Genomic DNA, 25,212 nt, shown 5'->3' with positions numbered 1-25,212 from the left:
GCCCTCAGTGTCGGTCATCCCCGCCGAGCGCGGCGACGACGGCCGCCGTCTGCGGGTCGCACCCGGCGGTCACCACCAGGACGGCGGTGAACTGCTCGACCAGCCAGTCCCGCAGCTCGTCCCGGGGCGGCTGCTTCTCCTCGTCCAGCCAGATCAGCGACGACGCCTCGACCGCCGCGATCCACATCCGTACCGTCATCCGCAGTCGGGGCCCCGGGTCGGCCACCCCGAGGTGGCGGTAGAGGTGCTCGGCGGCGGCCCGGCGCACCCCGTCCACGATGGCCGTGGTCCGGGAGGTCTCCACCACGCTGCCGCCCTGGAGCAGCGCGCTGAACCCGGTGTCGTGCTCGTCCACGAAGGCCAGATAGCGGTCGAGGACCCGCCCCAGCCGGGGCACCGTCGGCCCCTCGCGGGGCTCGTCGAAGCAGAGCCGGAGCGCCTCGGCGGCCGACTTCAGCGCGGCCTCGTAGAGCTGCTGCTTGCCGCCGGGGAAGTAGCGGTAGACCAGCGGGCGGGAGACCCCGGCCGCCTCCGCCACGTCGTCCAGGGAGACCTCCTCGGGCGCGCGGTGCGCGAAGAGGGACAGCGCCGAGTCCAGCAGCTGGCTGCGGCGCTGCTCCACACTGAGGCGTCGGTAGGCGGGGGTGGCGGCCTGCGGGGTCATGCCTGGCAGCGTAATCGTTCCCCGTCCGGCCGCCCCCTCCGGCGTTACGCCAGCAGCCCCGACGCCTTCCACAGCCGCCGTCCGGCGCCGCGCAGGACGCCGATCTCGTCCAGGAAGTCGGTGAGCCTGCTCGCGCCGGTCTGCATCACCTCGCGCCGGTGCCCGCTGGCCTTCACCTGGGCGAGCGCCTCGCGCTTGTCGAGCCCGACGTTGGTGTACACCTCCGGGTTGATGAAGGCGATGGAGAAGACCCGCGCGAACTCGCCGGAGGTGACGCGGGTGAACTCCCGCGACCACTTCGGCGCCGTCACCATCTGGCGGCGCAGCTCCTCACGCGCGTACCGGACGTGCCGGGCCTCCTCCACCACGTGGATGCGGGTGACGCCCCGGATCAAGGGCTGCACCCGCTCGTCGGGGAAGGTGAGCCGCTGCATCCAGTCCAGCACCTCCTCGCCGAGCAGGGTGGCGGTGAAGGAGCCGGGCGTGGTGGAGATGGTCTTGAACAGCCGCCCGAGGTTCTGGTGGGCCCGGCTCACCGGGTACCAGGGGGTGCCGCCGCGGGTGACCACGCGGGCGAACATCTTGGAGTGGCGGCACTCGTCCTCGATCTCGGTGAGCGCGTACCGCACATGGGCGCTGGTGGCGGGCTTGTCGTAGATGTGCCGGACCAGCAGCTGCATGAGGATCAGCTCGAACCAGATGCCCAGCGAGGCCAGCGCGGCCGCCTCGTGCCGGGACAGGTCGATGCGCTGCTCCTCGCTCATCCGGTGCCACAGCGGGGTGCCGTAGAGCGACACCAGCTCCGGGGGCCAGAACCACTTGCCCTCCTCGAAGGGGGCGTCCCAGTCCAGCTCCTTGTCCGGGTCGAAGGAGTGCTTGGCGGAGGAGACGAGCAGTCGCTCGGCCACCTGCTCGCGGTCCTTGAGCGCGCCCAGCGCGTCGCGCAGCCCGTCGAGCGTTTCCTCTTCCGTCAGGGTCGTCATGGCCTGCAGTCACCTCGTCCAGCCGGGGTACGTCGTCGTCCGCCTCTTATAAGACTGCGTGTCAGCAAGGGCGTCAATCCCTCGCGCACGACTTTTCCCGACGACGGGTCACCTCCGGCTCAGGACCCCAGCACCGCCCGCATCACCTCCCGGGCGATCGGCGCCGCGTCCCCGCCCCCGCTGATCTCCCCCCGGTCCGCCGAGGCATCCTCCACCACCACCGCGACCGCCACCCCCGGCTCCGGGGTGCCGTCCGCCTGCGCCCAGGACACGAACCAGGCGTACGGCAGCCCGGTGTTGCCGACCCCGTGCTGCGCGGTGCCCGTCTTGCCGCCGACCGTGGCACCCCGGATCGCCGCGTTGCCGCCGGTGCCCCGCTCCACCGCGTCCCGCATCAGCTCCTTCAGCTGCCACGCCGTCGACGGCCGCATCACCTGCTTCAGCGGATGCGCGCCGCCGCCCGCGACCGTCTCGCCCCCGGACCGGGTGGTCCGCTCCACCAGATACGGCGTCCGCGCCTGCCCGCCGTTCGCCACCGCCGCCGACACCATCGCCATCTGCAGTGGGGTGGCCCGGGTGTTGTACTGCCCGATCGAGGACAGCCCCAGCTGCGCCTTGTCCACCACCGTGTCGAAGGTGGACTCCGCCACCGCGAACGGCACCCGGAGCCCGGTGTCGTTGAAGCCGAAGGCCGTCGCCGTCGCCGCCATGTCCTTGAGGTCCACGTCCACGCCCAGCTTGGCGAACACCGTGTTGCACGACCACGCGAACGCCTCCCGCAGCGAGGCGTTCCGGCAGCCGTCGGCCTCGTTGGTCAGCCGGGTCGTGGTGCCCGGCAGCCGGTACGGGTCGGGGGAGTCGGTCGGCGCGTCCAGGTCCGTGATCACCCCGGCGTCCAGCGCGGCCGCCGCCGTGACCACCTTGAACGTCGACCCCGGCGGATACGTCTGCCGCACCGCCCGGTTCAGCATCGGCTTGTCCGGATCGGCGTTCAGCCGCTCCCACGCCGCCGACGTGCCCGTACCGTTCCCCGACAGCAGCGCCGGGTCGTACGACGGGGTCGACACCAGCGCCAGCACCTTGCCCGTGGCCGGTTCGATCGCGGCCACCGCCCCCTTGCGCCCGCCGAGCCCCTGGAACGCGGCCCGCTGGGCCTTGGCGTTCAGCGTGGTGACGACGTTCCCGCCGGGTGCGTCGGCCGTGTCGTGCCATACCGGGAACCCCGACAGCAGCGGATCGGTGCCGGACAGCAGCCCGTCCTCCGCGTGCTCCAGGAAGGTGGAGCCGAACCGCTGCGAGGCGAAGCCGGTCACCGGGGCGTACAACGGGCCGTCCAGGTAGGTGCGTTCGTAGCGCAGCTGCTCGCCGGTGTCGCGGGAGCCGGTCACCGGCGCCGAGCCGACCAGGATGTTCCCGCGCGGCTGCTGGTAACGGGCGATGGCCGAGCGGCGGTTGGCCGGGTTGTCGCCGTACGCGCCCGCCTCCACCACCTGCACCCGGGCCGCGTTGACCAGCAGGGCCAGCAGCAGGAGGCCGCAGAAGCCGAGCGCGTGCCGGATGTACGGGGCCATGGGGAGGTTGGCCGGGGTGTCGCCGGGTCCGCTCACGGGGCCTCCTCGCCGTCGTACTGGCTGCGCGCCGAGTCGCTCACCCGGATCAGCAGGGCCACGATCGCCCAGTTGGTGACCACCGAGGAGCCGCCCTGGGCGAGGAACGGCATCGCCATGCCGGTCAGCGGGATCAGCCCGGTCACCCCGCCCGCGATCACGAACACCTGGAGCGCCAGGATCGACGCCAGCCCCACCACCAGCAGCCGCCCGAACGGCTCCCGCAGGGCGAGGGCGGTCCGAAAACCCCGCTCCACCAGCAGGGCGTACAGCAGGAAGATGGCCGCCAGCCCGGCGAGGCCCAGCTCCTCACCGGCCGTCGCCAGGACGAAGTCCGACTTGGTGGCGAAGCCGATCAGCGTGGAGTGGCCGAGCCCCAGCCCGGTGCCGGTCATCCCGCCCGCCGCGAACGCGAACAGCGACTGCGCCAGCTGGTTGGGGCCCTGACCGGCGTCGATGGTGCCGAACGGGTGCAGCCAGTCCTCGATCCGGCCGTGCACATGCGGCTCCAGATGTCCCACCGCCACCGCGCCGAGCACCGCCAGCACCAGCCCGACCGCGATCCAGCCGGTCCGGCCGGTCGCCACGTACAGCAGCACCACGAACAGCCCGAAGAACAGCAGCGAGGTGCCGAGGTCCCGCTCCAGCACCAGCACCCCGACGCTCAGCAGCCAGATCGTCACGATCGGCCCGAGCACCCGCCCGGTCGGGAACTGGAAGCGCCAGATCCGGCGCCCGGTGTACGCGAGCGCGCTGCGGTTCGCGGCCAGGTACGCGGCGAAGAACACCGCGAGCAGCACCTTCGCGAACTCGCCCGGCTGGATGGAGAACCCGGCGACCCTGATCCAGATCCGGGCGCCGTTGACCGCCGGGAACAGGATCGGCAGCAGCAACAGCACCAGCGCCGCCGCCACGCACACGTACGCGTACCGCTGGAGCACCCGGTGGTCGCGCAGCACCAGCACCACCACGATGAACAGCCCGACCCCGAGCGTCGACCACACCAGCTGCGCCGGGGCCGCCCGGTCGGCCGGGGTCTGGAGGTCCAGGCGGTAGATCAGCACCAGCCCGAGGCCGTTCAGCAGCACCGCGATGGGCAGCGGCAGCGGATCGGCGTACGGCGCCCGCAACCGCACCGCGAGATGCGCGAGCAGCGCGAGACCGCCGAGCCCGGCCCCGTACCCCGCCGCGCCGGGCGGTACGGAGCCGGTGCGGGCCAGGCCGACCGCGCAGTAGCCGTACACCGACAGCAGCACGGCCAGCACGATCAGGGCCAGCTCCACCCCGCGCCGCCGGGGCAGCCGGGGGCTCGGGGCGGCGGTGCGGGAGGCGGACGGCGCGGTCCCGGCCTGGATCATCGGCGCGTGTTCCGCTGGCGTTCCGTCAGCACCAGCGCGGGACGGGCCCGACGTTCCCGATGTACCGGGCCGAGGCCCACGCCCAGGTGCCGTCGGTGAGCAGGTACCACAGGGGGTTGCCGCCCACCCGGTCGCCGTTCACCTTGCAGTAGATCGACACGTGCTCGCCCTGCGCCGCGAACCGGATGCGGCGGGTGCCGCGGTCCGGGCGGTCGCGCAGCCAGATGCCGCCCTTGGCGGTCACCACACCGTCGTACCGGCGCGGGTCGCGGTCGCCCCGGCCGCCCGCGTGCCCGTCGGGGCCGCCCGCGCCGTCCGGCTGCTGAGCGTCCTGCCGCTGAGCGGACGGCGCACCTCCGGCCGGGCCGTCCGCGGCCCCGGCGGGCACGGCCCCGCCGAGCAGCACGCCCGTCACGGCCGCCAGAGCCAGGCCGTGGAAGAGGACGGAACGCAGGGACATGGAAGACCTCCGAAAGCGGGCGGAACTGACTAACCGCCACATTAGGAGCCCCAGGGTGCGGCGGCGCGCCGCAGTGGGCCATCGGGGAGGGGGTGCTTGCTCCCTCAGGGGGCTGTGATCACGGCAGCGGTGCCGCCCGCTCCGGGTCCAGCAGGCCCGCGAGGAGATCCCCGTACCGCTCCACCCGGGGCGCGATGTCCCCGGCCAGGAACGTCAGCTCGGCCGGGTCGCGGCAGCGCTCCACCTCGTCCCAGGTGACCGGCGTGGAGACGGTCGGGGCGCTGCGGGCGCGCACGGTGTAGGGGGCGGCGGTGGTCTTGCGGGCGGCGTTCTGGCTCCAGTCGACGAAAACCTTGCCGGGGCGGAGGCTCCGGGTCATCCGGTGCAGCACCAGCCCCGGCATCGCCCGCTCCGCCTCCACCGCGAGCGCCTTGGCGTAGTCGCTCGCCTCCGCCGAGGACCCGCCCCGCACCGCCGCCAGCAGATGCAGCCCCTTGGACCCGGCGGTCTTGGCGTACGCCTCGATCCCGTCCGCCGCGAGCCGCTCCCGCAGCCACAGGGCGACCTCGCAGCAGTGCACGACCGTCGCGGGCGCGCCGGGGTCGAGGTCGAAGACCAGTCGGTCGGCCTCGTCCGGGGTCCGGACCAGCCACTGGTGGGTGTGGAACTCGGTCACCAGGTTCGCCGCCCACATCAGGCTCGGCAGGTCCTGGACCACCACCATCCGGGCCGCGCCCGCCGAACGGGGGACCTCGGCGGTCGTGACCCAGTCGGGCGTACCCGGCGGCACGTTCTTGGTGAAGAACACCTGTCCGTCGGGCCCGTCCGGATAGCGCAGGAAGGACACCGCCCGGTCCCGCAGATGCGGCAGCAGCACCTCTGCGGCGGTGGCGTAGTAGTGCAGCAGCTCGCCCTTGGTGAAGCCGGTCTCCGGGTACAGCACCTTCTCCAGATTGCTGAGCGAGACCCGCCGCCCCGCCACCTCCGTCACTGGCGTCATAGGATGACAATCCCAGAAACGGGACGAACGGGACAGATCGACACCGTACGGAAGGGACCCGGCACGTGCGATCCATATGGAACGGCGCCATCTCCTTCGGCCTCGTCAGCATCCCCATCAAGCTGGTCAACGCCACCGAGAGCCACGCGGTCTCCTTCCGCCAGGTCCACAGCGAGGACAACGGCCGCATCCGCTACCGCAAGGTCTGCGAACTGGAGGACCGCGAGGTCACCCAGTCCGAGATCGGCAAGGCGTACGAGGGTGCCGACGGCGAGATGATCCCGATCACCGAGGACGACCTCTCCCATCTCCCGCTGCCCACCGCCCGCACGATCGAGATCGTCGCCTTCGTCCCGGCCGAGCGCATCGACCCGCTCCAGATGGACGCCGCGTACTACATCGCCGCCGCCGGAGCCCCCGCCGCCAAGCCGTACACCCTGCTGCGCGAGGCCCTCAAGCGCAGCCACAAGGTCGCCATCGCCAAGTTCGCGCTGCGCGGCCGGGAGCGGCTCGGCATGCTGCGCGTGGTCGGCGACGTCATCGTCCTGCACGGCCTGCTCTGGCCCGACGAGGTACGCGCCCCCGAGGGCGTCGCCCCGGACGTGGACGTCACCGTCCGCGACCAGGAGCTGGACCTCGCCGACGCCCTGATGGACACCCTCGGCGAGGTCGACCTCGACGACCTCCACGACGAGTACCGCGAGGCGCTGGAGGAGGTCATCGCCGCCAAGGCCGCGGGGGAGACCCCGCCCGAGACCCCGGCCCCGGCCGACGGCGGCAAGGTCCTCGACCTGATGGCCGCCCTGGAGAAGAGCGTCCGCGAGGCCCGCGAGGCCCGCGGCGGGGAGGGCGAGGCGGAGGTACGGAACCTCCACGGGCGGGGGACGCCGAAGGAGACGGGCGCGAAGAAGTCGACGGCCACGACGGGGAAGGCTGCCAAGAAGACGGCGAGCGCGCGGAAGTCGACGTCCAAGGCGGGGGAGTCCAAGCAGGGGAAGCAGCCGGCGAAGTCCACGTCCAAGGCGGCCACGAAGAAGTCCACGGCGAAGAAGGCGCCCGCGAAGAAGCAGACGGCGAAGAAGGCGGCGTCGGGGAAGCGGTCGGCGTGACCCGGTGGCCGCGCGATCGGCGCCCACGCATGTCATCGGGGTCGCCGCCCGCGCACGCCCTCCCGTCCCGTACCTCGGATTCACCTCCCCGAACGGCGCGCCCTCAGGCACGATGAACATGTGACATACGTGGTGACCGTGGCGATGGCCCCGCCCCAGGGGGCCCCGGAACTCGACGCACTGCGCCGGGAGGGAGTGGTCTTCCTGCTGCGCAAGGGCTTCGACTCGCTAGAGGCGGTCGAGGGCCCGGACGGCATGGAGGTCGATCTGCTGGACGACGTCATCGCCGCCCACCCCGGCGGGGCCCTGCTGAAGCTGTTCGTGGACGCCCCGGCGCTGGAGTTCGCGGAGGACGCGGCGCGGGAGGTGGTGACGGAGCTGATGGAACGCACCGAGCCGCTCGCCGACTGGCGCCTGACCCGCTGCGCGGTGGAACTGAACTCCGAACTCATCCAGGAGAGCCTGGACGCGGCCGACGGCCCCGACGCCCCGCCGTCCGACCCGGCCGAACGCGCCCGACGCCACGCGGCGGGCACCGTCCCCGCACCCCCGGACACCCCGGGCCACTCCGAGAGCCGGGCGATGCGCACGAGGCTGCGCGAACTGGCCCCGACGCTCACGGCGTTCACCCTGGAGGCGTTCGGCCACGACGAGTCGTCGCCGGAGTGCGAGGTCGGCAGAGAGGCCGCGGAGATAGCGGCGGGCGCCGTGGTCTACGCGATCGACCTCCTGGTGGACGAACTCTTCACCGACCTGGCCGCCCTGGAGGACGACGGCCCCACGGTCGCCCGGAGCAACGCCACGTTCATGATCCTGGACGACCTGCCCCCGCACCTGGCGGACGCCTACACGGTCCTGTTCACCCGCCGCCTCACGGTCACCGCGATCACCCTGACGGGCCGCCTCACCCGCCCCCCGTTCGACCACCCCACCTGCCTCGCCGAGGAACTCCTCCTGCGGTCCCTGCTGAACCAGGCCGAGGTCACGGCCGACCTCTACAGCCTCCTGTCGGACGAAGTCACCCAGGCCCTGGAAACCTTCGCCACCACCCTCCACCCCCCGGTCTCCCCCGAAGCCACCGTCCCCGACGACCCGGACACCTGGTTCACCCCATACACCCCCCTCTCCCCGGTCCACCCATACGCGGCGAACGAGAACGAGGAGACGGTGGCGGAGCTGCCGGAGTGAGCGTGCGGTAGGGGCAGTTCAGCCGACCAGCCCCTCGACCCCGCCCGCAGAAGGCGAATCCGGTAGTACGCGACCACCCGAGCCAAGTCATCGACCGCCAGCTCGGCTTCATCGTTGTCGACCAACGCGACGACCGACCTCAACGCCGAGGCGGCCCCCTTCTCCCTCCCCCGCACCCGAACGGCGATGTCGCGGACGACGGACCGCAGCAGATCCTCGGTCGAGTCCGCGGGCCGCATATGGTCAAGCACCGTCCTTACGGTGAGGTGAGAATGCGGCTAGCGCATGCAGCTCCTCGCTCATCTGCCGCTCGATCTGGGGGTGGTCGCGGTGTTCTTCTGCCGCGCCTTCGTATTCAGAGGCCAACTCTCGGCGCCCCCGTCCCCGCCGGGGGCGAGACGCTGCTCGGTGCGGAACCCACCCTGCGCCCCCACCCCCATCGCAGAGCGGGTTCCGGGACGGCTGGGTTGGTGAGGCCGACGCACCAACTTCGGCGGAGGCGGCCGCGGCTACGTCTTTCACTGCCCCCCTTGTAGCGAGGCTGCCTTCCTCTGGCAGCGATGAAGCCCGCTTCGCCGTCACGGCGCAGGGGGTCGATCCGCCGATCTTGCGGCTCGGGAGTGGGGTGGACCTTGCTGTGCGGCTTGCTTCGCTGCCAGATTCCGGGCGTGAGCTTCGCGTCTCAGCCGACGTTCGTAGTCGGCGATCTGCCGGGCCACGGGGGCGCAGGTGGCTACGCGGATCAACCGCTCGTTCTCACGATCCACCAGGAATGGACCATTGCCTCCCAGCGCAGGCCGCTGTCCGCTCCGACCGTCCCGCGCCACGCCCCAGTAGAAGATCCACCCGAACGGCAAGGTCTCCACGCGGAGGATCTGAAGGTCGTATCCGAAGGGACGCCCCATGTCGTCGATCTCGGCAAGCACCAGTCGGCGCGCGTCCTCCTCGGTCAGCATCGCCTCATGGTGACATGACTCTTCCACAGGACGGATGACTCTCATTCCCTGTCTGAGCTGGAGTCCGGTGAGTTGACGGGACCGATCTGTGACGACCCGCCCGCCCCGCCAGCTCCCACGCCTCCACCGCAGAGGTGATGCACTGCCAGTCCCCGCCTAGGGTCGGTGCCGACCGGCGTCACGTCGTCACGTCGGCACGTGCACCCGCTCCCTGTTCTGGAGCCTCGCTGCTACCCGTCCTGCCAGTTGGAGACGGCTCTGGCAGCCGACATCTCTATCTCTTGCTCGATGTGTCCCCAGAGGGCGATGGGAACAAGCAGGGAAGCGGGCGGCGATCATGCGCGAGTACTCGAGTCATCAAGGGCCCCTATGTCGTTGACCAGTGTTCTCACAGCGGATGCGCGGCCGAGGTACCTTCAGCGACCGTAAAGAGCAGGTTCTCGGCCAAGGCCGCATGGTTTAGGCCAACTTTGCAGGCAACTTGATTGACCGCTGATATTGCCTAGGGGGAGCCGCTTAAATAGGTCCGTGGCTGCCGAAGAATTCGATCAGTGCAGCTCATGGCTCTGCCAATTTGCGCGAGGGCCGCCGGGAGCTCCGATTTATTCTCTTTGGGCTGCCCAAAAACAGCAAAATTATCGTCAAATTCGGCGTTTGTCCTGGTCAGAGGCCAGACCCATGCTCATCGTCATGGAACACGTCGCAATCAGTGGTGCCCTGGCCATCTTCGGCTTCCTGGGCCTTTTGATCACCCTCACGGCCGCTCTACTGCGCCAGCTTCCCGAGTTGTTCTCGGCCTGGCGTGCGGCCCTTGGAGCTCTGCGGAACACTCAACGAGAAGGCAGGACCGATGACCGCCAGTCATCGTAAGTGATCAGGCCGAGCGGCTACCCCTGATCGGCTTGTCGGCTGCCAGGCCGAGTTGATGCGCCTGATCGAGGTACCGGCCATCCTCGCCGGGTCCGTCGTTGGCCACTGCAGTCTGATCAGCGTTCTGGCACGGACGCCTGGCGGCGGTTCGGGTCTCATCGTATCCAGACGCTCACCTGCGACGATGCCTCAAGGTCCGGTTCACGCCTCGCCCGCGAGCCCCTGACATACGCCCGCTCCGGACGGCACACTCCCGCTCATACGCCAAGACCCCATCCTCAGCGTTTCCGCTGTTGACGGGGTCTTCGGGCACCAAATCCAAGGTGCCCCCGGCAGGATTCGAACCTGCGCACACGGCTCCGGAGGCCGTTGCTCTATCCCCTGAGCTACGGGGGCGTGTCGGGCGTTGCGCTGGGCGCTTTGCGGCGACGGGTAGAACCCTAGCAGGTCTTCGGGGGTGATCAGGAACGGGTTTGTCCAGGCGGGGTCGGGCCTGTGGAGGCGCGGCCACGCGGACCCGCTGCCATCCGTCAGCCGGAATCCCGGCTCCACCCGTCAGGGCGAGAAGTCGGGAAAACCGGGACGCCACCCCCCGCACCGACCTACTCTCGAGTTGTGTCAGGCGCGCCCCGCCGGGTGCTTGTTGTGGACGACAGCAAGGGGATCCGGCAGCTGATCAAGGTCAACCTCGAGCTGGAAGGGCTCGAGGTGGTGACCGCGGTCGATGGTGCCGAGTGTCTTGATGTGGTGCACCACGTGCGTCCGGACGTCATCACGCTCGACGTCGTCATGCCCCGGCTCGACGGGCTGAGTACCGCCGCCCGCCTCCGCGCCGACCCCCGCACCCGCGACCTCCCGCTCGCCATCATCAGCGCGTGCACCCAGTACGAGGTGGAGAGCGGGCTCGACGCCGGTGTCGACGCCTTCCTGCCCAAGCCCTTCGAGCCCGACGAACTCGTCCGCCTGGTCAAGGGGCTCCTGGAGCGCAGCGACCGCCGCGACGGCGTCTGCTCCGGCGGCTAGCCACCCGCACCGGCCAGCCACCCGTCCCCGTCCGCCCCTCCCGCCTCCCCTAGGCTTGTCCCGTGACCCCCGTCGAGCTGTCCCGTGCCGTCCTGGACGCGGTGCGCCGTGCCGTGGACGCCGGGGAGCTGAGCGTGGAGCTGCCAGACCGGGTCACCGTGACCGAGCCCGGCCCCGGCGGCTGCGGTGACTACGCCACCAACGTCGCCCTCCGCCTCGCCCGCCCCGCCGCCCAGCCCCCACTGCGCGTCGCCGACATCCTGCGGGCCCGCCTCCTCGGTGCCGACCAAGTAAAGGACGTCGTCGTCACCGGGCCCGGGTTCCTCAACATCAGCCTCCGCGCCCGCGACGACCTGCTCACCGGGCTCGTCCGGGAGATCCGCGAGCGCGGCACGGCGTACGGGCACGGTGACGCCCTCGCCGGGCGGACCGTCGTGCTGCGGGTGCCGTACGAGGTGCGTGCCGAGGTCGTCGCCGACGCCGTCGCGCGGATCGTCGCCACCCAGGGCGGGCGGGTGGAGATCGAGCACGGTGAGCCCGTCACGCTGCGCCCCGTACCCGCGCCCGAGGACCCCGCGCCGCTCGGCCCCGACGCCGCCCGCTGGGCCCTGCTGCATCCCGCCGCGCACGACCGGCCCCGGATCACCGCCGAGCACCTCGTGCAGCGCGAGACCAACCCCCTCTTCCGGGTCCGCTACGCCCACGCCCGCGTACGCGCCCTCGCCCGCAACGCCCACGACCTGGGCTTCAGCGCGGAACCGGGTGCCCCCCAGCTCGCCGCCCACCCCCTCCAGACCCCCCTCGCCGACCACCCCCGCGTCCTCCTCGCCGCCGCCACCCAGCACGCCCCCGACCGTCTCGCCCGGCATCTCCTCGCCGTCGCCGACGCGCTGCTTCCGCTCCTCGCGGAGGTGCTCCCCGTCGGGGAGGAGAAACCCACGGCCGCCCATCGTGCCCGGCTGGCGCTTGCCGAAGCCGCCGGGGCGGTGCTCGCCGGTGGCCTGTCCCTGCTCGGCATCGACGCACCCGAACACCTCTGAGATCCGAGAACAGAGAGCCACGTCATGAGCCGTTCCGCCCACCCCGCCGGGCCCCGTCACGCCGATGTCCTGACCGAGGGGCACTACTCCGCCCCGCCCGCCGACCTCAATGCCCTCGACCCCAAGGTCTGGGCCCGGAGCGTGAGCCGGGACGAGAACGGTGTCCTCACCGTGGGCGGCCGCACCGTGACCGCGCTCGCCGAGGAGTTCGGCACCCCCGCCTACATCCTCGACGAGTCCGACTTCCGGGCCCGCGCCCGCGCCTGGCGCACCGCGTTCGGCACCGAGGCCGACGTGTTCTACGCGGGCAAGGCGTTCCTCTCCCGTGCCGTCGTGCGCTGGCTGGACGAGGAGGGGCTCAACCTCGACGTCTGCTCCGGCGGCGAACTGGCCACCGCGCTGTCCGCCGGGATGGACCCCGAGCGCATCGCCTTCCACGGCAACAACAAGTCCGTCGAGGAGATCACCCGCGCCGTCGAGGCGGGCGTCGGCCGGATCGTGCTCGACTCCTTCCAGGAGATCGCCCGCGTCGCGCACATCGCGCAGGGTCTCGGCAAGCGGCAGAAGGCGCAGATCCGCATCACCGTCGGCGTCGAGGCGCACACCCACGAGTTCATCGCCACCGCCCACGAGGACCAGAAGTTCGGCATCCCGCTCGCGGGCGGCCAGGCCGCGGAGGCCGTACGCCGTGCCCTCACCCTCGACGGGCTCGAACTCATCGGCATCCACAGCCACATCGGCTCGCAGATCTTCGACATGTCCGGCTTCGAGGTCGCCGCGCACCGCGTCGTCGGCCTGCTGAAGGACGTCCGGGACGAGCACGGCGTCGAGCTGCCCGAGATCGACCTCGGCGGCGGCCTCGGCATCGCCTACACCAGCTCCGACGACCCCCGCGAGCCGCACGAGATCGCCAAGGCGCTCACCGAGATCGTCACCCGCGAGTGCGAGGCGGCCCGGCTGCGCGTCCCCCGTGTCTCCGTCGAGCCCGGCCGCGCCATCGTCGGCCCGACCGCGTTCACGCTGTACGAGGTCGGGACCGTGAAGCCGCTCGACGGACTGCGGACCTACGTCTCCGTCGACGGCGGGATGTCGGACAACATCCGCACCGCGCTGTACGACGCGGAGTACAGCGTCGCCCTCGTCTCGCGGGCCAGTGACGCCGAGCCCATGCTCGCGCGCGTCGTCGGCAAGCACTGCGAGAGCGGGGACATCGTGGTCAAGGACGCGTTCCTGCCCGCCGACCTGGCGCCGGGCGACCTGATCGCCGTACCCGCCACGGGCGCCTACTGCCGGTCCATGGCCAGCAACTACAACCACGTCCTGCGCCCGCCGGTCGTCGCGGTCGGCGACGGCGAGGCGCGGGTGATCGTCCGGCGTGAGACGGAGGAGGACCTGCTCCGGCTCGACGTCGGCTGAGGCCCGCCAGGGCCGCCCGGGGCCCCGTTCCGGGAACACGAAACAGATGTCTCACGATCCGGACGAAAGGCGGAAAGCGCCATCCGGTGAGTGAGACTGGTCGGACCGTAGACGGTGAGAGGAAACGAGGTCGGATGATGCGTACGCGTCCGCTGAAGGTGGCGCTGCTTGGCTGTGGAGTGGTCGGCTCCGAGGTGGCGCGCATCATGACGACGCACGCCGACGACCTCGCCGCCCGCATCGGCGCCCCGGTCGAACTGGCCGGGGTCGCCGTACGGCGGCCCTCGAAGGTGCGGGACGGCATCGACCCGGCGCTGGTCACCACCGACGCGACCGCCCTGGTCAAGCGGGGTGACATCGACGTGGTGGTGGAGGTCATCGGCGGCATCGAGCCCGCCCGCGGCCTCATCACCACCGCGCTGGAGCACGGCGCGTCCGTCGTCTCGGCCAACAAGGCCCTGCTCGCCCAGGACGGCGCCGCGCTGCACGCCGCCGCCGAGGAGCACGGCCGGGACCTCTACTACGAGGCCGCCGTCGCCGGTGCCATCCCGCTGATCCGCCCGCTGCGCGAGTCCCTCGCCGGGGACAAGGTCAACCGCGTGCTCGGCATCGTCAACGGCACCACCAACTTCATCCTCGACAAGATGGACTCCACCGGCGCCGGCTACCAGGAGGCCCTGGACGAGGCCACCGCGCTCGGGTACGCCGAGGCCGACCCCACCGCCGACGTCGAGGGCTTCGACGCCGCCGCCAAGGCCGCCATCCTGGCCGGGATCGCCTTCCACACCCGCGTCCGCCTCGACGACGTGCACCGCGAGGGCATGACCGAGGTCACCGCGGCCGACTTCCGCTCGGCGCGCGAGATGGGCTGCACCATCAAGCTGCTCGCCATCTGCGAGCGGGCCAGGGACGGCGCCTCGGTCACCGCCCGCGTGCACCCCGCGATGATCCCGCTGAGCCACCCGCTGGCCTCGGTGCGCGGCGCGTACAACGCGGTGTTCGTGGAGTCCGACGCGGCCGGGCAGCTGATGTTCTACGGCCCCGGCGCCGGCGGCGCGCCCACCGCCTCCGCGGTCCTCGGCGACCTCGTCGCCGTCTGCCGCAACCGCCTGGGCGGCGCGACGGGGCCCGGTGAATCGGCGTACGCGGCGCTGCCCGTCTCCCCGATGGGGGACGTCGTCACGCGGTACCACATCAGCCTCGACGTCGCCGACAAACCGGGTGTCCTCGCCCAGGTCGCCACGGTCTTCGCGGAGCACGGGGTGTCCATCGATACGGTCAGGCAGCAGGGGAAGGACGGCGAGGCGTCCCTCGTCGTCGTCACGCACCGGGCCTCCGACGCGTCCCTCACCGGGACCGTGGAGGCGCTGCGCAAGCTCGACACCGTGCGGGGTGTCGCCAGCATCATGCGGGTTGAAGGGGAGTAAGCGGCAATGACCCACCAGTGGCGCGGAATCATCGAGGAGTACCGGGACAGGCTGCCGGTCACCGACAGCACGCCGGTCGTGACGCTCCGCGAGGGCGGCACGCCTCTCGTGCCCGCGCAGGTGCTCTCCGAGCGCACGGGCTGCGCGGTCCACCTCAAGGTGGAGGGGGCCAACCCCACCGGCTCCTTCAAGGACCGGGGCATGACCATGGCCATCACGCGGGCCAAGGAGGAGGGCGCCAAGGCGGTCATCTGCGCCTCCACCGGCAACACCTCCGCCTCGGCCGCCGCCTACGCGGTGCGCGCGGGCATGGTCTGCGCCGTGCTCGTCCCGCAGGGCAAGATCGCGCTGGGCAAGATGGGCCAGGCCCTCGTGCACGGCGCGAAGATCCTCCAGGTCGACGGCAACTTCGACGACTGTCTCGACCTCGCGCGCGGACTGAGCGACAACTACCCGGTGGCGCTGGTCAATTCGGTCAACCCGGTGCGCATCGAGGGCCAGAAGACGGCCGCGTTCGAGATCGTGGACATGCTGGGCGACGCCCCCGACATCCATGTCCTCCCGGTCGGCAACGCGGGCAACATCACGGCCTACTGGAAGGGCTATCGGGAGTACGCCGCCGACGGCCCGGCCACCCGCACCCCGCGCATGTGGGGCTATCAGGCGTCCGGCAGCGCGCCCATCGTGCGCGGCGAGATCGTCAAGGACCCGTCCACCGTCGCCACCGCCATCCGGATCGGCAACCCCGCCTCCTGGCAGTACGCCCTGGCCGCGCGGGACGAATCCGGCGGGCACATCGACGAGGTGACGGACCGTGAGATCCTGCGCGCCTACCGGCTGTTGGCCGCGCAGGAGGGCGTCTTCGTGGAGCCCGCCTCCGCCGCCTCGGTCGCCGGACTGCTCAAGGCCGCCGAGCAGGGCAAGGTCGACCCCGGCCAGACCATCGTCTGCACCGTCACCGGCAACGGCCTGAAGGACCCCGACTGGGCCGTGGCCGGCGCACCGCCGCCGGTCACCGTGCCGGTCGACTCGGCCATCGCCGCCGAGCGGCTCGGCCTCGCCTGACCGAAGGGTGCACAGGGGGCTTGCGACACGCATCGTGCGCCTCCTGTGCGCCCTATGTCGCGGCAGAACCTTCCTTCGATAAGCTGGGGGGAACCCGCCCACCGCACCTGCCCACGCGTGTGGCACGGGGCCGCGCCGTCTCCGGCGGCCCGACGGGTCTTCGTACGTCATCGAGTGTCCGCACCGGATGCCCCTCGCGGGCCATTCGGCAGTCACGTCCGTCACGCAGCTCAAGGAGAGTCTTCGAGCGATGGCCGGTCCCGCCTTCCGCGCCGCCGCCGTCCGGGTGCGCACCCCCGCCACCAGCGCCAACCTCGGTCCGGGCTTCGACGCCTTCGGCCTGGCGCTGGGGCTGTACGACGACGTGGTCGTCCGGGTCGCCGACTCCGGTCTGCACATCGACATCGCGGGCGAGGGCGGTGAGACGCTCCCGCGCGACGAGCGCCATCTGCTCGTCCGCGCCCTGCGCACCGCCTTCGACCTGCTGGGCGGGCAGCCGCGCGGGCTGGAGATCGTCTGCGCCAACCGCATCCCGCACGGCCGCGGCCTCGGCTCCTCCTCCGCCGCCATCTGCGCGGGCATCGTCGCCGCGCGCGCGGTGACCATAGGCGGCGAGGCCCGCCTCGACGACACCGCGCTGCTGGAGCTGGCCACCGAGATCGAGGGCCACCCGGACAACGTCGCGGCCTGTCTGCTGGGCGGGTTCACCCTTTCCTGGCTGGAGTCCGGCGCCGCCCGCGCCCTCAGGATGGAGCCCGACCGTTCCATCGTTCCGGTGGTTTTCGTGCCCGGGAAGCCCGTACTCACCGAGACCGCGCGCGGACTGCTCCCGCGCACCGTCCCGCATGTCGACGCCGCCGCCAACGCGGGCCGTGCCGCACTGCTCGTCGAGGCCCTGACCCGGCGTCCCGAACTGCTGCTGCCCGCCACCGAGGACCGGCTGCACCAGGAGTACCGCGCCCCCGCCATGCCGGACAGCGCGGCACTGGTGGAACGGCTGCGCGCGGACGGCGTACCCGCCGTCATCTCCGGTGCCGGACCCACCGTCATGGCGCTGACCGACGAGGCCACCGCCGACAAGGTGGAGGCCCTCGCGGGCGGCGACTGGGCGGCCAACCGGCTGAGCCTCGACACCCAGGGGGCGAGCGTGCTGCCGCTGGCGCCCTGACACCCGGTCGCCGGATTTGGAGAGGGGGAATGTTTGTTGCATCCGGTAGTGTTAATCTCAAGTCTGCACCCGACCCCACCATGGCGAGGTGCTTCGTGTCCCCGTCAGGGACAGACATTCTTCCGGGAGCCTCCCAAGCCACTCCGTGTTCCGTGCGCCGTACCTGGGCAGTACGTCGTGTGGGGGCACTGAGCGAGTCGTCGGGCACGCTCCGGAATCGGCGCCGCCGCGCCACGTGACACCGGGTGTCACGGCTCGCGGGGAGCGCCATCACCAGAAATTCTCTTCCGCCGCTTCAAGGCGGACCACCGCCCCGGCTCGGTACCTGCCACAGAACCGATGCCGGACAGCACAACCGGTCGCCGAGCCAGACAGGCCGACGTCCGCTCCAGGGAAGGACCCTTCGTGAGCGACACCACCGATCTGATGGGCGCGCGTGTCGAGGAGACCGCTGCCGCGCCCGCCACGGACTCCGCGCCTGCCACCGGTGCCGGCTCCCGGCGGCGCCGCGGTACCGGCCTCGACGGCATGGTGCTGGCCGAGCTCCAGCAGGTCGCCTCGGGCCTCGGCATCAGGGGCACCGCGCGGATGCGCAAGAGCCAGCTGATCGAGGTCATCAAGGAGGCCCAGGCCGGGGGAAGCGCCCCCAAGGCCGAGGCCGCCGAGGAGACCAAGCCCAAGCGCCGCGCCACCTCCAAGGCCCGTACGGGTGAGACCGCCGGCGAGGCGAAGACGGAGAAGTCCGCGCAGCCGGCCGCCGACGAGGCCGCCGCGCAGCAGATCGACATCCCCGGCCAGCCCGCCGCCGAGCGCGGGGCGGACGACGCCCCCGGCGAGCGCCGCCGCCGTCGTGCCACCGCCGACGCGGGCACCCCGGCCGCCGCCGAGACCTCTACCGAGGCCAAGGGCGAGAAGAGCGAGCCGAAGGGCGACGCCCAGCAGCAGTCGCAGGCCGAGAACAAGGGCGACGACGGCGAGGGTCGTGGCCGCCGCGACCGCCGTGACCGCGACCGTGACCGGGGCGGCCGGGACCGCGACCGCCGGGGCAAGGGCGACGACCAGCAGGGCGGCGGTCGTCAGGACCGCCAGGACCGTCAGCAGGGCCAGCAGCAGGGCGGCGGTGGCCGTCAGGACCGCCAGGACCGCCAGCAGAGCCAGCAGGACGACGACGACTTCGAGGGCGGCCGCCGTGGCCGTCGCGGCCGCTACCGCGACCGCCGTGGCCGCCGTGGCCGTGACGACATCGCCGAGCCGCAGGTCAACGAGGACGACGTCCTGATCCCCGTCGCGGGCATCCTGGACATCCTCGACAGCTACGCGTTCATCCGCACCTCCGGCTACCTGCCGGGCCCGAACGACGTGTACGTCTCCCTCGCCCAGGTCCGCAAGAACGGTCTGCGCAAGGGCGACCACACCACCGGCGCGGTCCGCCAGCCGAAGGAGGGCGAGCGCCGCGAGAAGTTCAACGCGCTGGTCCGCCTCGACTCCGTCAACGGCATGGCGCCCGAACACGGCCGCGGGCGGCCGGAGTTCAACAAGCTGACGCCGCTGTACCCGCAGGACCGGCTCCGCCTGGAGTCCGAGTCCTCCGTGCTGACGACCCGCATCATCGACCTCGTGTCGCCGATCGGCAAGGGCCAGCGCGGTCTGATCGTGGCCCCGCCGAAGACCGGCAAGACCATGATCATGCAGGCGATCGCCAACGCGATCACGCACAACAACCCCGAGTGCCACCTGATGGTCGTCCTGGTCGACGAGCGTCCGGAAGAGGTCACCGACATGCAGCGGTCGGTCAAGGGCGAGGTCATCTCCTCGACCTTCGACCGCCCGGCCGAGGACCACACCACGGTCGCCGAGCTGGCCATCGAGCGCGCCAAGCGTCTGGTGGAGCTGGGTCACGACGTCGTCGTGCTGCTCGACTCGATCACCCGTCTGGGCCGTGCGTACAACCTCGCCGCCCCGGCGTCGGGCCGCATCCTCTCCGGTGGTGTCGACTCCACGGCGCTCTACCCGCCCAAGCGCTTCTTCGGTGCCGCGCGCAACATCGAGGACGGCGGCTCGCTGACCATCCTCGCCACCGCGCTCGTCGACACCGGGTCCCGCATGGACGAGGTGATCTTCGAGGAGTTCAAGGGCACCGGCAACATGGAGCTCAAGCTCGACCGGAAGCTCGCCGACAAGCGCATCTTCCCGGCGGTGGACGTCGACGCGTCCGGCACCCGCAAGGAAGAGATCCTGCTCGGCAGCGAGGAACTGGCCATCACCTGGAAGCTGCGTCGCGTGCTGCACGCGCTCGACCAGCAGCAGGCGATCGAGCTGCTGCTCGACAAGATGAAGCAGACCAAGTCGAACATCGAGTTCCTGACCCAGATCCAGAAGACCACGCCGGCCCCCGGCAACAACGACTGAGCCCCGCTCCGTCACCCCTCGGGATCTGAGGGCCGCCCCCGCCGCACACGCGTCGGGGGCGGCTCTTTTGCGTGCGCGGCGCTCCCGCGAGACCTTTGCCACAGGTGTGACGTTCGGTACCGACTTGCCTCGGTACGGCCCCTTACGAGAAAGCGCAGGTGAACGGCGAGACGACCCGGCGATGTGATCACGTACGGTGATCAATTTCGTCCCGGACGGCGCGGCGCGCTGTGCGAGCCTGTCCCGAGTTTCCCTGTCCGACCAGGTGGAGCGACGATGGAGTGGTGATGACCGCTCCCGACCCTGAACGCAGGGGGTAATCGAACGGACGAGACCTAGGAGCGCAGTGTCCACCGAGAGCACGCCGGAGCCCGGCATACCGGAGACCGGAGACGGCCCCCGCCGCCGCGGCAAGGGGCGCCGCCGCAAGCCCCGCAGCACGGGCCGCAAGGCCCTGCTCGCCACGGCCTGGACGGCCGCGGGCGTGGTCGTGCTGGCCGGTGCGGGCGCCGGGTACGTCTACTTCAAGCTGAACGGCAACCTGCACAGCATCGACATCAACCAGATGCTCGGCCACGACCGGCCCCCCAAGGCCGACAACGGCTCCCAGAACATCCTGGTCCTCGGCTCCGACACCCGCTCCGGCGCCAACCGGAAGCTCGGCGGCGGCGCGGCCGACAGCGGGGCCCGCTCCGACACCGCGATGATCGTCCACCTCTACAAGGGGCACAAGAAGGCGTCCGTGGTCTCCGTCCCGCGCGACACCCTCATCGACCGCCCCGCCTGCGCCGACACCCAGGGCCACACGTACCCGGCGGCCCAGGACGTCATGTTCAACTCGGCCTACGCCACCGGCGGGGCGCCCTGCGCGGTGCGGACCGTCGAGTCGCTCACCGGTCTGCGGATGGACCACTACCTGGAGGTCGACTTCTCGGGCTTCGAGCGCCTCGTCGACGACCTCGGCGGCGTACGCGTCACCACCACGCGCCCCATCAAGGACCCGGACAGCCACCTCGACCTGACGGCCGGCACCCACACCCTCGACGGCACGCAGGCGCTCGGCCTGGTCCGCACCCGGCACGGTGTCGGCGACGGCTCCGACCTCGGCCGCATCCAGCTCCAGCAGGCGTTCGTCAAGGCCCTGATCGCCCAGACCAAGCAGGTCGGCGTGCTGAGCAACCCCAAGAAGCTCTACGACCTCGCCGACACCGCGACCAGGACCGTCACCACGGACTCCGACCTCGGCTCGGTCAACTCCCTCGCGGACTTCGCGGGCGGCCTCAAGGGCATCAGCGCCTCCGGGATGCACATGGTCACCATGCCGGTCCAGTACGACCCCGCCGACCCCAACCGGGTGCTGCTGGAGCGGTCCAAGGCCCGGCAGATCTGGACGGCCCTGAAGAACGACCGGCCGATCCCCGAGTCGGCGACCACGGGCAGCGCCACCGGCGGCGCCAAGGGCGTCGTCACCCCCTGACGCCTGAAGCCCGACGCCTGGAGCCGCCCCCGGGAATAGAAGACGCTCACCCCCGGTTTTGGGGGATGGCGCCAGTCCTGGCAGACTGGTACGTCGGCTCCGGTTCACGCGCCCGCATCCCGCGGCCGCGACCCGGCGCCCTCCCGAACCTAGGAGACACCTTGAAGCGCGACATCCACCCCGAGTACGTCGAGACGCAGGTCAGCTGCACCTGTGGCGCCTCGTTCACCACGCGGAGCACCATCGACTCCGGCACCATCCGTGCCGAGGTCTGCTCCGAGTGCCACCCGTTCTACACGGGCAAGCAGAAGATCCTCGACACCGGTGGCCGTGTGGCCCGCTTCGAGGCCCGCTTCGGCAAGGCTTCCGGCTCCAAGAAGTAGCGAGCCCCCGAACCGCCGGTCCACGGTCGCGCCCCGCGAGGGGCGCGCCCACGGACCGGCGTTTTTGGTCGCCCGCCAGCCCTTCACCCGCAGTACAGGAGCCGAAAGATGTTCGAGGCCGTCGAGGAACTCGTCGCCGAGCACGCCGATCTGGAGCGCAAGCTCGCCGACCCGTCGGTCCACGCCGACCAGGCGAACGCTCGCAAGCTGAACAAGCGCTACGCCGAGCTGACCCCGATCGTCGGCACCTACCGCTCCTGGAAGCAGACCGGGGACGACATCGAGACCGCCCGCGAGCTGGCGGCCGACGACCCCGACTTCGCCGCCGAGGTCAAGGACCTGGAGAAGCAGCGCGAGGAGCTGACCGACAAGCTCCGCCTGCTGCTGGTCCCGCGCGATCCGAGCGACGACAAGGACGTCATCCTGGAGATCAAGGCCGGTGCGGGCGGCGACGAGTCCGCCCTGTTCGCCGGTGACCTCCTGCGCATGTACCTGCGCTACGCCGAGCGGGTCGGCTGGAAGACCGAGATCATCGACGCCACCGAGTCCGAGCTGGGCGGCTACAAGGACGTCCAGGTCGCGGTGAAGACCAAGGGCGGCCAGGGCGCCACCGAGCCCGGCCAGGGCGTGTGGGCCCGGCTGAAGTACGAGGGCGGGGTGCACCGCGTGCAGCGGGTGCCCGCCACCGAGTCCCAGGGCCGCATCCACACCTCCGCCGCGGGCGTGCTCGTCACCCCCGAGGCCGAGGAGGTCGACGTCGAGATCAACGCGAACGACCTGCGGATCGACGTCTACCGCTCCTCCGGCCCCGGCGGCCAGTCGGTCAACACCACCGACTCCGCCGTGCGCATCACCCACCTGCCCACCGGTGTGGTCGCGTCCTGCCAGAACGAGAAGAGCCAGCTCCAGAACAAGGAGCAGGCGATGCGCATCCTGCGGTCCCGGCTGCTGGCCGCCGCCCAGGAGAAGGCCGAGGCCGAGGCCGCGGACGTCCGCCGCAGCCAGGTCCGCACGGTCGACCGCTCCGAGAAGATCCGTACGTACAACTTCCCGGAGAACCGCATCTCCGACCACCGCGTGGGCTTCAAGGCGTACAACTTGGACCAGGTGCTGGACGGCGAGCTGAGCGCGCTGATCCAGGCGTGCGTCGACGCCGACTCGGCGGCGAAGCTCGCGAGCGCGTAAGAGCGTGTAGGAACACCCGGCAGGACCACGCACGAGGACCGGAGGAGAAGCGTGCAGCAAGACTTCGGGGGGCGACCCCCGAGCCCCCGCAGCGTGCTGCTCGCGGAGGTGGCCCAGGCCACCCAGCGGCTGGCCGACGCCGGAGTTCCCTCCCCGCGCACCGACGCCGAGGAGCTGGCCGCCTTCGTGCACGCCGTCAAGCGCGGCGCCCTGCACACCGTGAAGGACTCCGACTTCGACGCCCGGTACTGGGAGGTCATCGCCCGCCGCGAGCAGCGTGAGCCGCTCCAGCACATCACCGGGCGGGCCTACTTCCGCTATCTGGAACTCCAGGTCGGCCCCGGTGTCTTCGTGCCCCGGCCGGAGACCGAGTCCGTGGTCGGCTGGGCGATAGACGCGGTACGCGCCATGGACGTCGTCGAGCCCAGCATCGTCGACCTGTGCACCGGCTCCGGCGCCATCGCGCTGGCCCTCGCCCAGGAGGTGCCCCGCTCCCGGGTGCACGCGGTCGAGCTGTCCGAGGACGCCCTCCGGTGGACCCGGAAGAACGTCGAGGGCTCCCGGGTCGACCTGCGCCAGGGTGACGCCCTGTCCGCCTTCCCGGACCTGGACGGCCAGATCGACCTGGTCATCTCCAACCCGCCGTACATCCCGCTCACCGAATGGGAGTACGTCGCCCCCGAGGCCCGCGACTACGACCCCGAGCTGGCCCTGTTCTCCGGCGAGGACGGGCTCGACCTGATCCGGGGCATCGAGCGCACCGCGCACCGGCTGCTGCGCCCCGGCGGGGTCGTCGTCATCGAGCACGCCGACACCCAGGGCGGCCAGGTGCCGTGGATCTTCACCGAGGAGCGGGGCTGGGCCGACGCGGCCGACCACCCCGACCTCAACAACCGCCCCCGGTTCGCCACGGCCCGCAAGGCGACGCTGTGAGCAGCACCCGGAACCAGCACCACCACCAGAGTTACGTGTACGAGGAGGCCCGCTAGACATGGCACGGCGATACGACACCAATGACGCCACCGACCGCGTGACGGGCCTGCGCGAGGCAGCCGCCGCCGTACGCCGGGGCGAACTGGTGGTGCTGCCGACCGACACGGTCTACGGCATCGGCGCCGACGCGTTCTCCTCGGAAGCCGTCGCCGACCTGCTCGCCGCCAAGGGCCGGGGCCGCAACATGCCCACCCCCGTGCTCATCGGCTCCCCGAACACCCTGCACGGCCTCGTCACCGACTTCTCCGAGCTGGCCTGGGAGCTGGTCGACGCCTTCTGGCCCGGCGCGCTCACCCTGGTCGCCCGGCACCAGCCGTCCCTGCAGTGGGACCTCGGCGACACCCGCGGCACGGTCGCGGTGCGCATGCCGCTGCACCCGGTCGCCATCGAGCTGCTCACCGAGGTCGGCCCGATGGCCGTCTCCTCCGGCAACCTCACCGGCCACCCCGCGCCGGAGACCTGCGACGACGCCCAGCGCATGCTCGGCGACTCCGTCTCCGTCTACCTCGACGGCGGCCCCACCCCCGGCAACGTGCCCTCGTCCATCGTGGACGTCTCCGGCCCGGTGCCGGTGCTGCTGCGCCAGGGCGCGCTCTCCCCGGAGGAGCTGCGGAAGGTCGTACCCGACCTCGAGGTGGCGAATTGACGGCCCCCGGACCGCACGCCCGCGCCGTCCCGAGCGCCGTCCCGCCCGAGCAGGGGGTCACCCCATGCGCGGCATAGGCGGCGCGGACCGCCCGGCGGAGCAGACCACGACCTTCGGGTTCCCGCGCGACACCTTCCGCATCCTCCACGTCAGCACCGGCAACGTCTGCCGCTCACCCATCACCGAGCGGCTGACCCGGCACTTCGTGGCGGAGCGGCTCGGTGTGCTCGGCGGCGGCCTGATCGTGGAGAGCGCCGGAACCTGGGGCCACGAGGGCGCCCGGATGGAGGAGAACGCGGAGACCGTGCTCTCCGAGTTCGGCGCGGACGCCGCCGGGTTCACCGGCCGGGAGCTGCTGGACGAGCACGTCATCATGGCCGACCTGGTGCTGACCGCCACCCGCGACCACCGCGCCCAGGTCATCTCCATGGGCCACTCGGCGGGCCTGCGCACCTTCACGCTGAAGGAGTTCACCCGCCTGGTCCGCGCGATAGACCCGGCCACCCTGCCGCCCCTGGAGGACGGCGTGGTGCTGCGCGCCCGCGCCCTGGTCCGCGCGGCCGCCGCGCTGCGCGGCTGGCTGCTGGCCCCCACCGCCGAGGCGGACGAGGTGTACGACCCCTACGGGGCCCCGCTGCCCTTCTTCCGTTCCATCGGCGACGAGATACGCGACGCCCTCGACCCGGTCGTCACCGCGCTGACGGGCGTACCCGCCCGCATGTGACGCGCGCCGGGCTCCGGCGCGGGGAGACGGGCCCGCAGGCCGAGCGGCCGCCTCCACCTCG

22 protein-coding genes and 1 tRNA gene are annotated in these 25,212 nt (G+C 71.6%); 15 read left to right on the top strand and 8 right to left on the bottom strand.

The features are described from left to right. Positions 1 to 4 precede the first annotated feature (4 nt). From ACI2LY_RS10140 to ligD, 6 genes are all read right to left on the bottom strand, one after another. Positions 5 to 664, bottom strand: coding sequence for a TetR/AcrR family transcriptional regulator (locus ACI2LY_RS10140; RefSeq protein WP_404706772.1), 660 nt, complete (start codon positions 662 to 664; stop codon positions 5 to 7). 44 nt (positions 665 to 708) lie between these two features. After that, positions 709 to 1,647 (bottom strand): diiron oxygenase, encoded by a 939-nt coding sequence (locus ACI2LY_RS10135; protein WP_404706771.1) that lies wholly within the window; start codon positions 1,645 to 1,647, stop codon positions 709 to 711. Positions 1,648 to 1,766: 119 nt separating this feature from the next. Further along, positions 1,767 to 3,218, bottom strand: coding sequence for a penicillin-binding transpeptidase domain-containing protein (locus ACI2LY_RS10130; RefSeq protein WP_404707302.1), 1,452 nt, complete (start codon positions 3,216 to 3,218; stop codon positions 1,767 to 1,769). 32 nt (positions 3,219 to 3,250) lie between these two features. Further along, a complete protein-coding gene (locus ACI2LY_RS10125) occupies positions 3,251 to 4,612 on the bottom strand; it encodes an FtsW/RodA/SpoVE family cell cycle protein (protein WP_404706770.1) in 1,362 nt (453 codons plus the stop codon). A 25-nt stretch (positions 4,613 to 4,637) separates the two neighbouring features. Next, the gene (locus tag ACI2LY_RS10120; protein WP_404706769.1) at positions 4,638 to 5,072 is read right to left on the bottom strand and encodes an SH3 domain-containing protein; all 435 of its coding nucleotides are present in this window, start codon (positions 5,070 to 5,072) and stop codon (positions 4,638 to 4,640) included. A 118-nt stretch (positions 5,073 to 5,190) separates the two neighbouring features. Further along, a complete protein-coding gene (ligD, locus tag ACI2LY_RS10115) occupies positions 5,191 to 6,072 on the bottom strand; it encodes a non-homologous end-joining DNA ligase (protein ID WP_404706768.1) in 882 nt (293 codons plus the stop codon). Between the two features lie 65 nt (positions 6,073 to 6,137). Here ligD and ACI2LY_RS10110 point away from each other — a divergent pair, with 65 nt between their 5' ends. Next, a complete protein-coding gene (locus ACI2LY_RS10110; RefSeq protein WP_404706767.1) occupies positions 6,138 to 7,181 on the top strand; it encodes a Ku protein in 1,044 nt (347 codons plus the stop codon). 120 nt (positions 7,182 to 7,301) lie between these two features. After that, the gene (locus ACI2LY_RS10105) at positions 7,302 to 8,369 is read left to right on the top strand and encodes a hypothetical protein (protein WP_404706766.1); all 1,068 of its coding nucleotides are present in this window, start codon (positions 7,302 to 7,304) and stop codon (positions 8,367 to 8,369) included. Between the two features lie 578 nt (positions 8,370 to 8,947). Here the strand turns inward: ACI2LY_RS10105 and ACI2LY_RS10100 are convergent. Both ACI2LY_RS10100 and ACI2LY_RS10095 read right to left on the bottom strand, forming a co-directional pair. Beyond that, entirely contained in the window at positions 8,948 to 9,325 is a 378-nt protein-coding gene (locus ACI2LY_RS10100; protein WP_404706765.1) for a hypothetical protein, read from the bottom strand. Positions 9,326 to 10,519: 1,194 nt separating this feature from the next. Then, a tRNA-Arg gene (locus tag ACI2LY_RS10095) sits at positions 10,520 to 10,591 on the bottom strand. 129 nt (positions 10,592 to 10,720) lie between these two features. On the opposite strand from ACI2LY_RS10095, the gene ACI2LY_RS10090 reads away from it, so the two are divergent. From ACI2LY_RS10090 to ACI2LY_RS10030, 13 genes are all read left to right on the top strand, one after another. After that, positions 10,721 to 11,218, top strand: a complete 498-nt coding sequence (locus tag ACI2LY_RS10090; RefSeq protein ID WP_404707301.1) for a response regulator — start codon at positions 10,721 to 10,723, stop codon at positions 11,216 to 11,218. Positions 11,219 to 11,280: 62 nt separating this feature from the next. Then, the gene (nrtL, locus tag ACI2LY_RS10085; protein ID WP_404706764.1) at positions 11,281 to 12,258 is read left to right on the top strand and encodes an ArgS-related anticodon-binding protein NrtL; all 978 of its coding nucleotides are present in this window, start codon (positions 11,281 to 11,283) and stop codon (positions 12,256 to 12,258) included. Between the two features lie 24 nt (positions 12,259 to 12,282). Then, positions 12,283 to 13,674, top strand: coding sequence for a diaminopimelate decarboxylase (gene lysA, locus ACI2LY_RS10080; RefSeq protein WP_404706763.1), 1,392 nt, complete (start codon positions 12,283 to 12,285; stop codon positions 13,672 to 13,674). Positions 13,675 to 13,808: 134 nt separating this feature from the next. After that, positions 13,809 to 15,101 carry a homoserine dehydrogenase gene (locus tag ACI2LY_RS10075; RefSeq protein WP_404706762.1) on the top strand — a complete coding sequence of 431 codons (1,293 nt, stop codon included), beginning with the start codon at positions 13,809 to 13,811 and terminating at the stop codon, positions 15,099 to 15,101. A gap of 6 nt (positions 15,102 to 15,107) precedes the next feature. Further along, complete coding sequence (gene thrC / locus ACI2LY_RS10070; protein WP_404706761.1) at positions 15,108 to 16,166, top strand: threonine synthase; 1,059 nt, start codon at positions 15,108 to 15,110, stop codon at positions 16,164 to 16,166. Between the two features lie 250 nt (positions 16,167 to 16,416). Further along, complete coding sequence (thrB, locus tag ACI2LY_RS10065; RefSeq protein WP_404706760.1) at positions 16,417 to 17,334, top strand: homoserine kinase; 918 nt, start codon at positions 16,417 to 16,419, stop codon at positions 17,332 to 17,334. A 405-nt stretch (positions 17,335 to 17,739) separates the two neighbouring features. Further along, positions 17,740 to 19,743: a transcription termination factor Rho gene (rho, locus tag ACI2LY_RS10060; RefSeq protein ID WP_404706759.1), complete on the top strand. Its 2,004-nt coding sequence runs from the start codon at positions 17,740 to 17,742 to the stop codon at positions 19,741 to 19,743. Between the two features lie 346 nt (positions 19,744 to 20,089). Then, positions 20,090 to 21,220 carry an LCP family protein gene (locus ACI2LY_RS10055; protein ID WP_404706758.1) on the top strand — a complete coding sequence of 377 codons (1,131 nt, stop codon included), beginning with the start codon at positions 20,090 to 20,092 and terminating at the stop codon, positions 21,218 to 21,220. Between the two features lie 161 nt (positions 21,221 to 21,381). After that, positions 21,382 to 21,603, top strand: a complete 222-nt coding sequence (rpmE, locus tag ACI2LY_RS10050; protein WP_388995447.1) for a 50S ribosomal protein L31 — start codon at positions 21,382 to 21,384, stop codon at positions 21,601 to 21,603. A 108-nt stretch (positions 21,604 to 21,711) separates the two neighbouring features. Further along, complete coding sequence (prfA, locus tag ACI2LY_RS10045; protein ID WP_404706757.1) at positions 21,712 to 22,788, top strand: peptide chain release factor 1; 1,077 nt, start codon at positions 21,712 to 21,714, stop codon at positions 22,786 to 22,788. A 93-nt stretch (positions 22,789 to 22,881) separates the two neighbouring features. Continuing rightward, positions 22,882 to 23,721 (top strand): peptide chain release factor N(5)-glutamine methyltransferase, encoded by an 840-nt coding sequence (gene prmC, locus ACI2LY_RS10040; RefSeq protein WP_393596283.1) that lies wholly within the window; start codon positions 22,882 to 22,884, stop codon positions 23,719 to 23,721. Between the two features lie 58 nt (positions 23,722 to 23,779). Next, entirely contained in the window at positions 23,780 to 24,427 is a 648-nt protein-coding gene (locus tag ACI2LY_RS10035) for an L-threonylcarbamoyladenylate synthase (protein ID WP_388995441.1), read from the top strand. A 64-nt stretch (positions 24,428 to 24,491) separates the two neighbouring features. Further along, a complete protein-coding gene (locus ACI2LY_RS10030) occupies positions 24,492 to 25,151 on the top strand; it encodes a low molecular weight phosphatase family protein (protein ID WP_030815947.1) in 660 nt (219 codons plus the stop codon). Positions 25,152 to 25,212 lie beyond the last annotated feature (61 nt).

The sequence above is a fragment of the Streptomyces sp. NPDC002176 genome (genome assembly GCF_044903645.1).
Classification (GTDB): Bacteria; Actinomycetota; Actinomycetes; order Streptomycetales; family Streptomycetaceae; genus Streptomyces.
This window is presented reverse-complemented; position numbering and strand designations above follow the sequence as displayed.

What these genes read in the sequence shown, in the direction of transcription:
- ACI2LY_RS10140 (WP_404706772.1), bottom strand. Translation starts at nt 664, where the DNA reads ATGACCCCGCAGGCCGCCACCCCCGCCTACCGACGCCTCAGTGTGGAG.
- ACI2LY_RS10135 (WP_404706771.1), bottom strand. Translation starts at nt 1,647, where the DNA reads ATGACGACCCTGACGGAAGAGGAAACGCTCGACGGGCTGCGCGACGCG.
- ACI2LY_RS10130 (WP_404707302.1), bottom strand. Translation starts at nt 3,218, where the DNA reads ATGGCCCCGTACATCCGGCACGCGCTCGGCTTCTGCGGCCTCCTGCTG.
- ACI2LY_RS10125 (WP_404706770.1), bottom strand. Translation starts at nt 4,612, where the DNA reads ATGATCCAGGCCGGGACCGCGCCGTCCGCCTCCCGCACCGCCGCCCCG.
- ACI2LY_RS10120 (WP_404706769.1), bottom strand. Translation starts at nt 5,072, where the DNA reads ATGTCCCTGCGTTCCGTCCTCTTCCACGGCCTGGCTCTGGCGGCCGTG.
- ligD (WP_404706768.1), bottom strand. Translation starts at nt 6,072, where the DNA reads ATGACGCCAGTGACGGAGGTGGCGGGGCGGCGGGTCTCGCTCAGCAAT.
- ACI2LY_RS10100 (WP_404706765.1), bottom strand. Translation starts at nt 9,325, where the DNA reads ATGCTGACCGAGGAGGACGCGCGCCGACTGGTGCTTGCCGAGATCGAC.
- lysA (WP_404706763.1), top strand. Translation starts at nt 12,283, where the DNA reads ATGAGCCGTTCCGCCCACCCCGCCGGGCCCCGTCACGCCGATGTCCTG.
- ACI2LY_RS10075 (WP_404706762.1), top strand. Translation starts at nt 13,809, where the DNA reads ATGATGCGTACGCGTCCGCTGAAGGTGGCGCTGCTTGGCTGTGGAGTG.
- thrC (WP_404706761.1), top strand. Translation starts at nt 15,108, where the DNA reads ATGACCCACCAGTGGCGCGGAATCATCGAGGAGTACCGGGACAGGCTG.
- thrB (WP_404706760.1), top strand. Translation starts at nt 16,417, where the DNA reads ATGGCCGGTCCCGCCTTCCGCGCCGCCGCCGTCCGGGTGCGCACCCCC.
- prfA (WP_404706757.1), top strand. Translation starts at nt 21,712, where the DNA reads ATGTTCGAGGCCGTCGAGGAACTCGTCGCCGAGCACGCCGATCTGGAG.
- ACI2LY_RS10035 (WP_388995441.1), top strand. Translation starts at nt 23,780, where the DNA reads ATGGCACGGCGATACGACACCAATGACGCCACCGACCGCGTGACGGGC.
- ACI2LY_RS10030 (WP_030815947.1), top strand. Translation starts at nt 24,492, where the DNA reads ATGCGCGGCATAGGCGGCGCGGACCGCCCGGCGGAGCAGACCACGACC.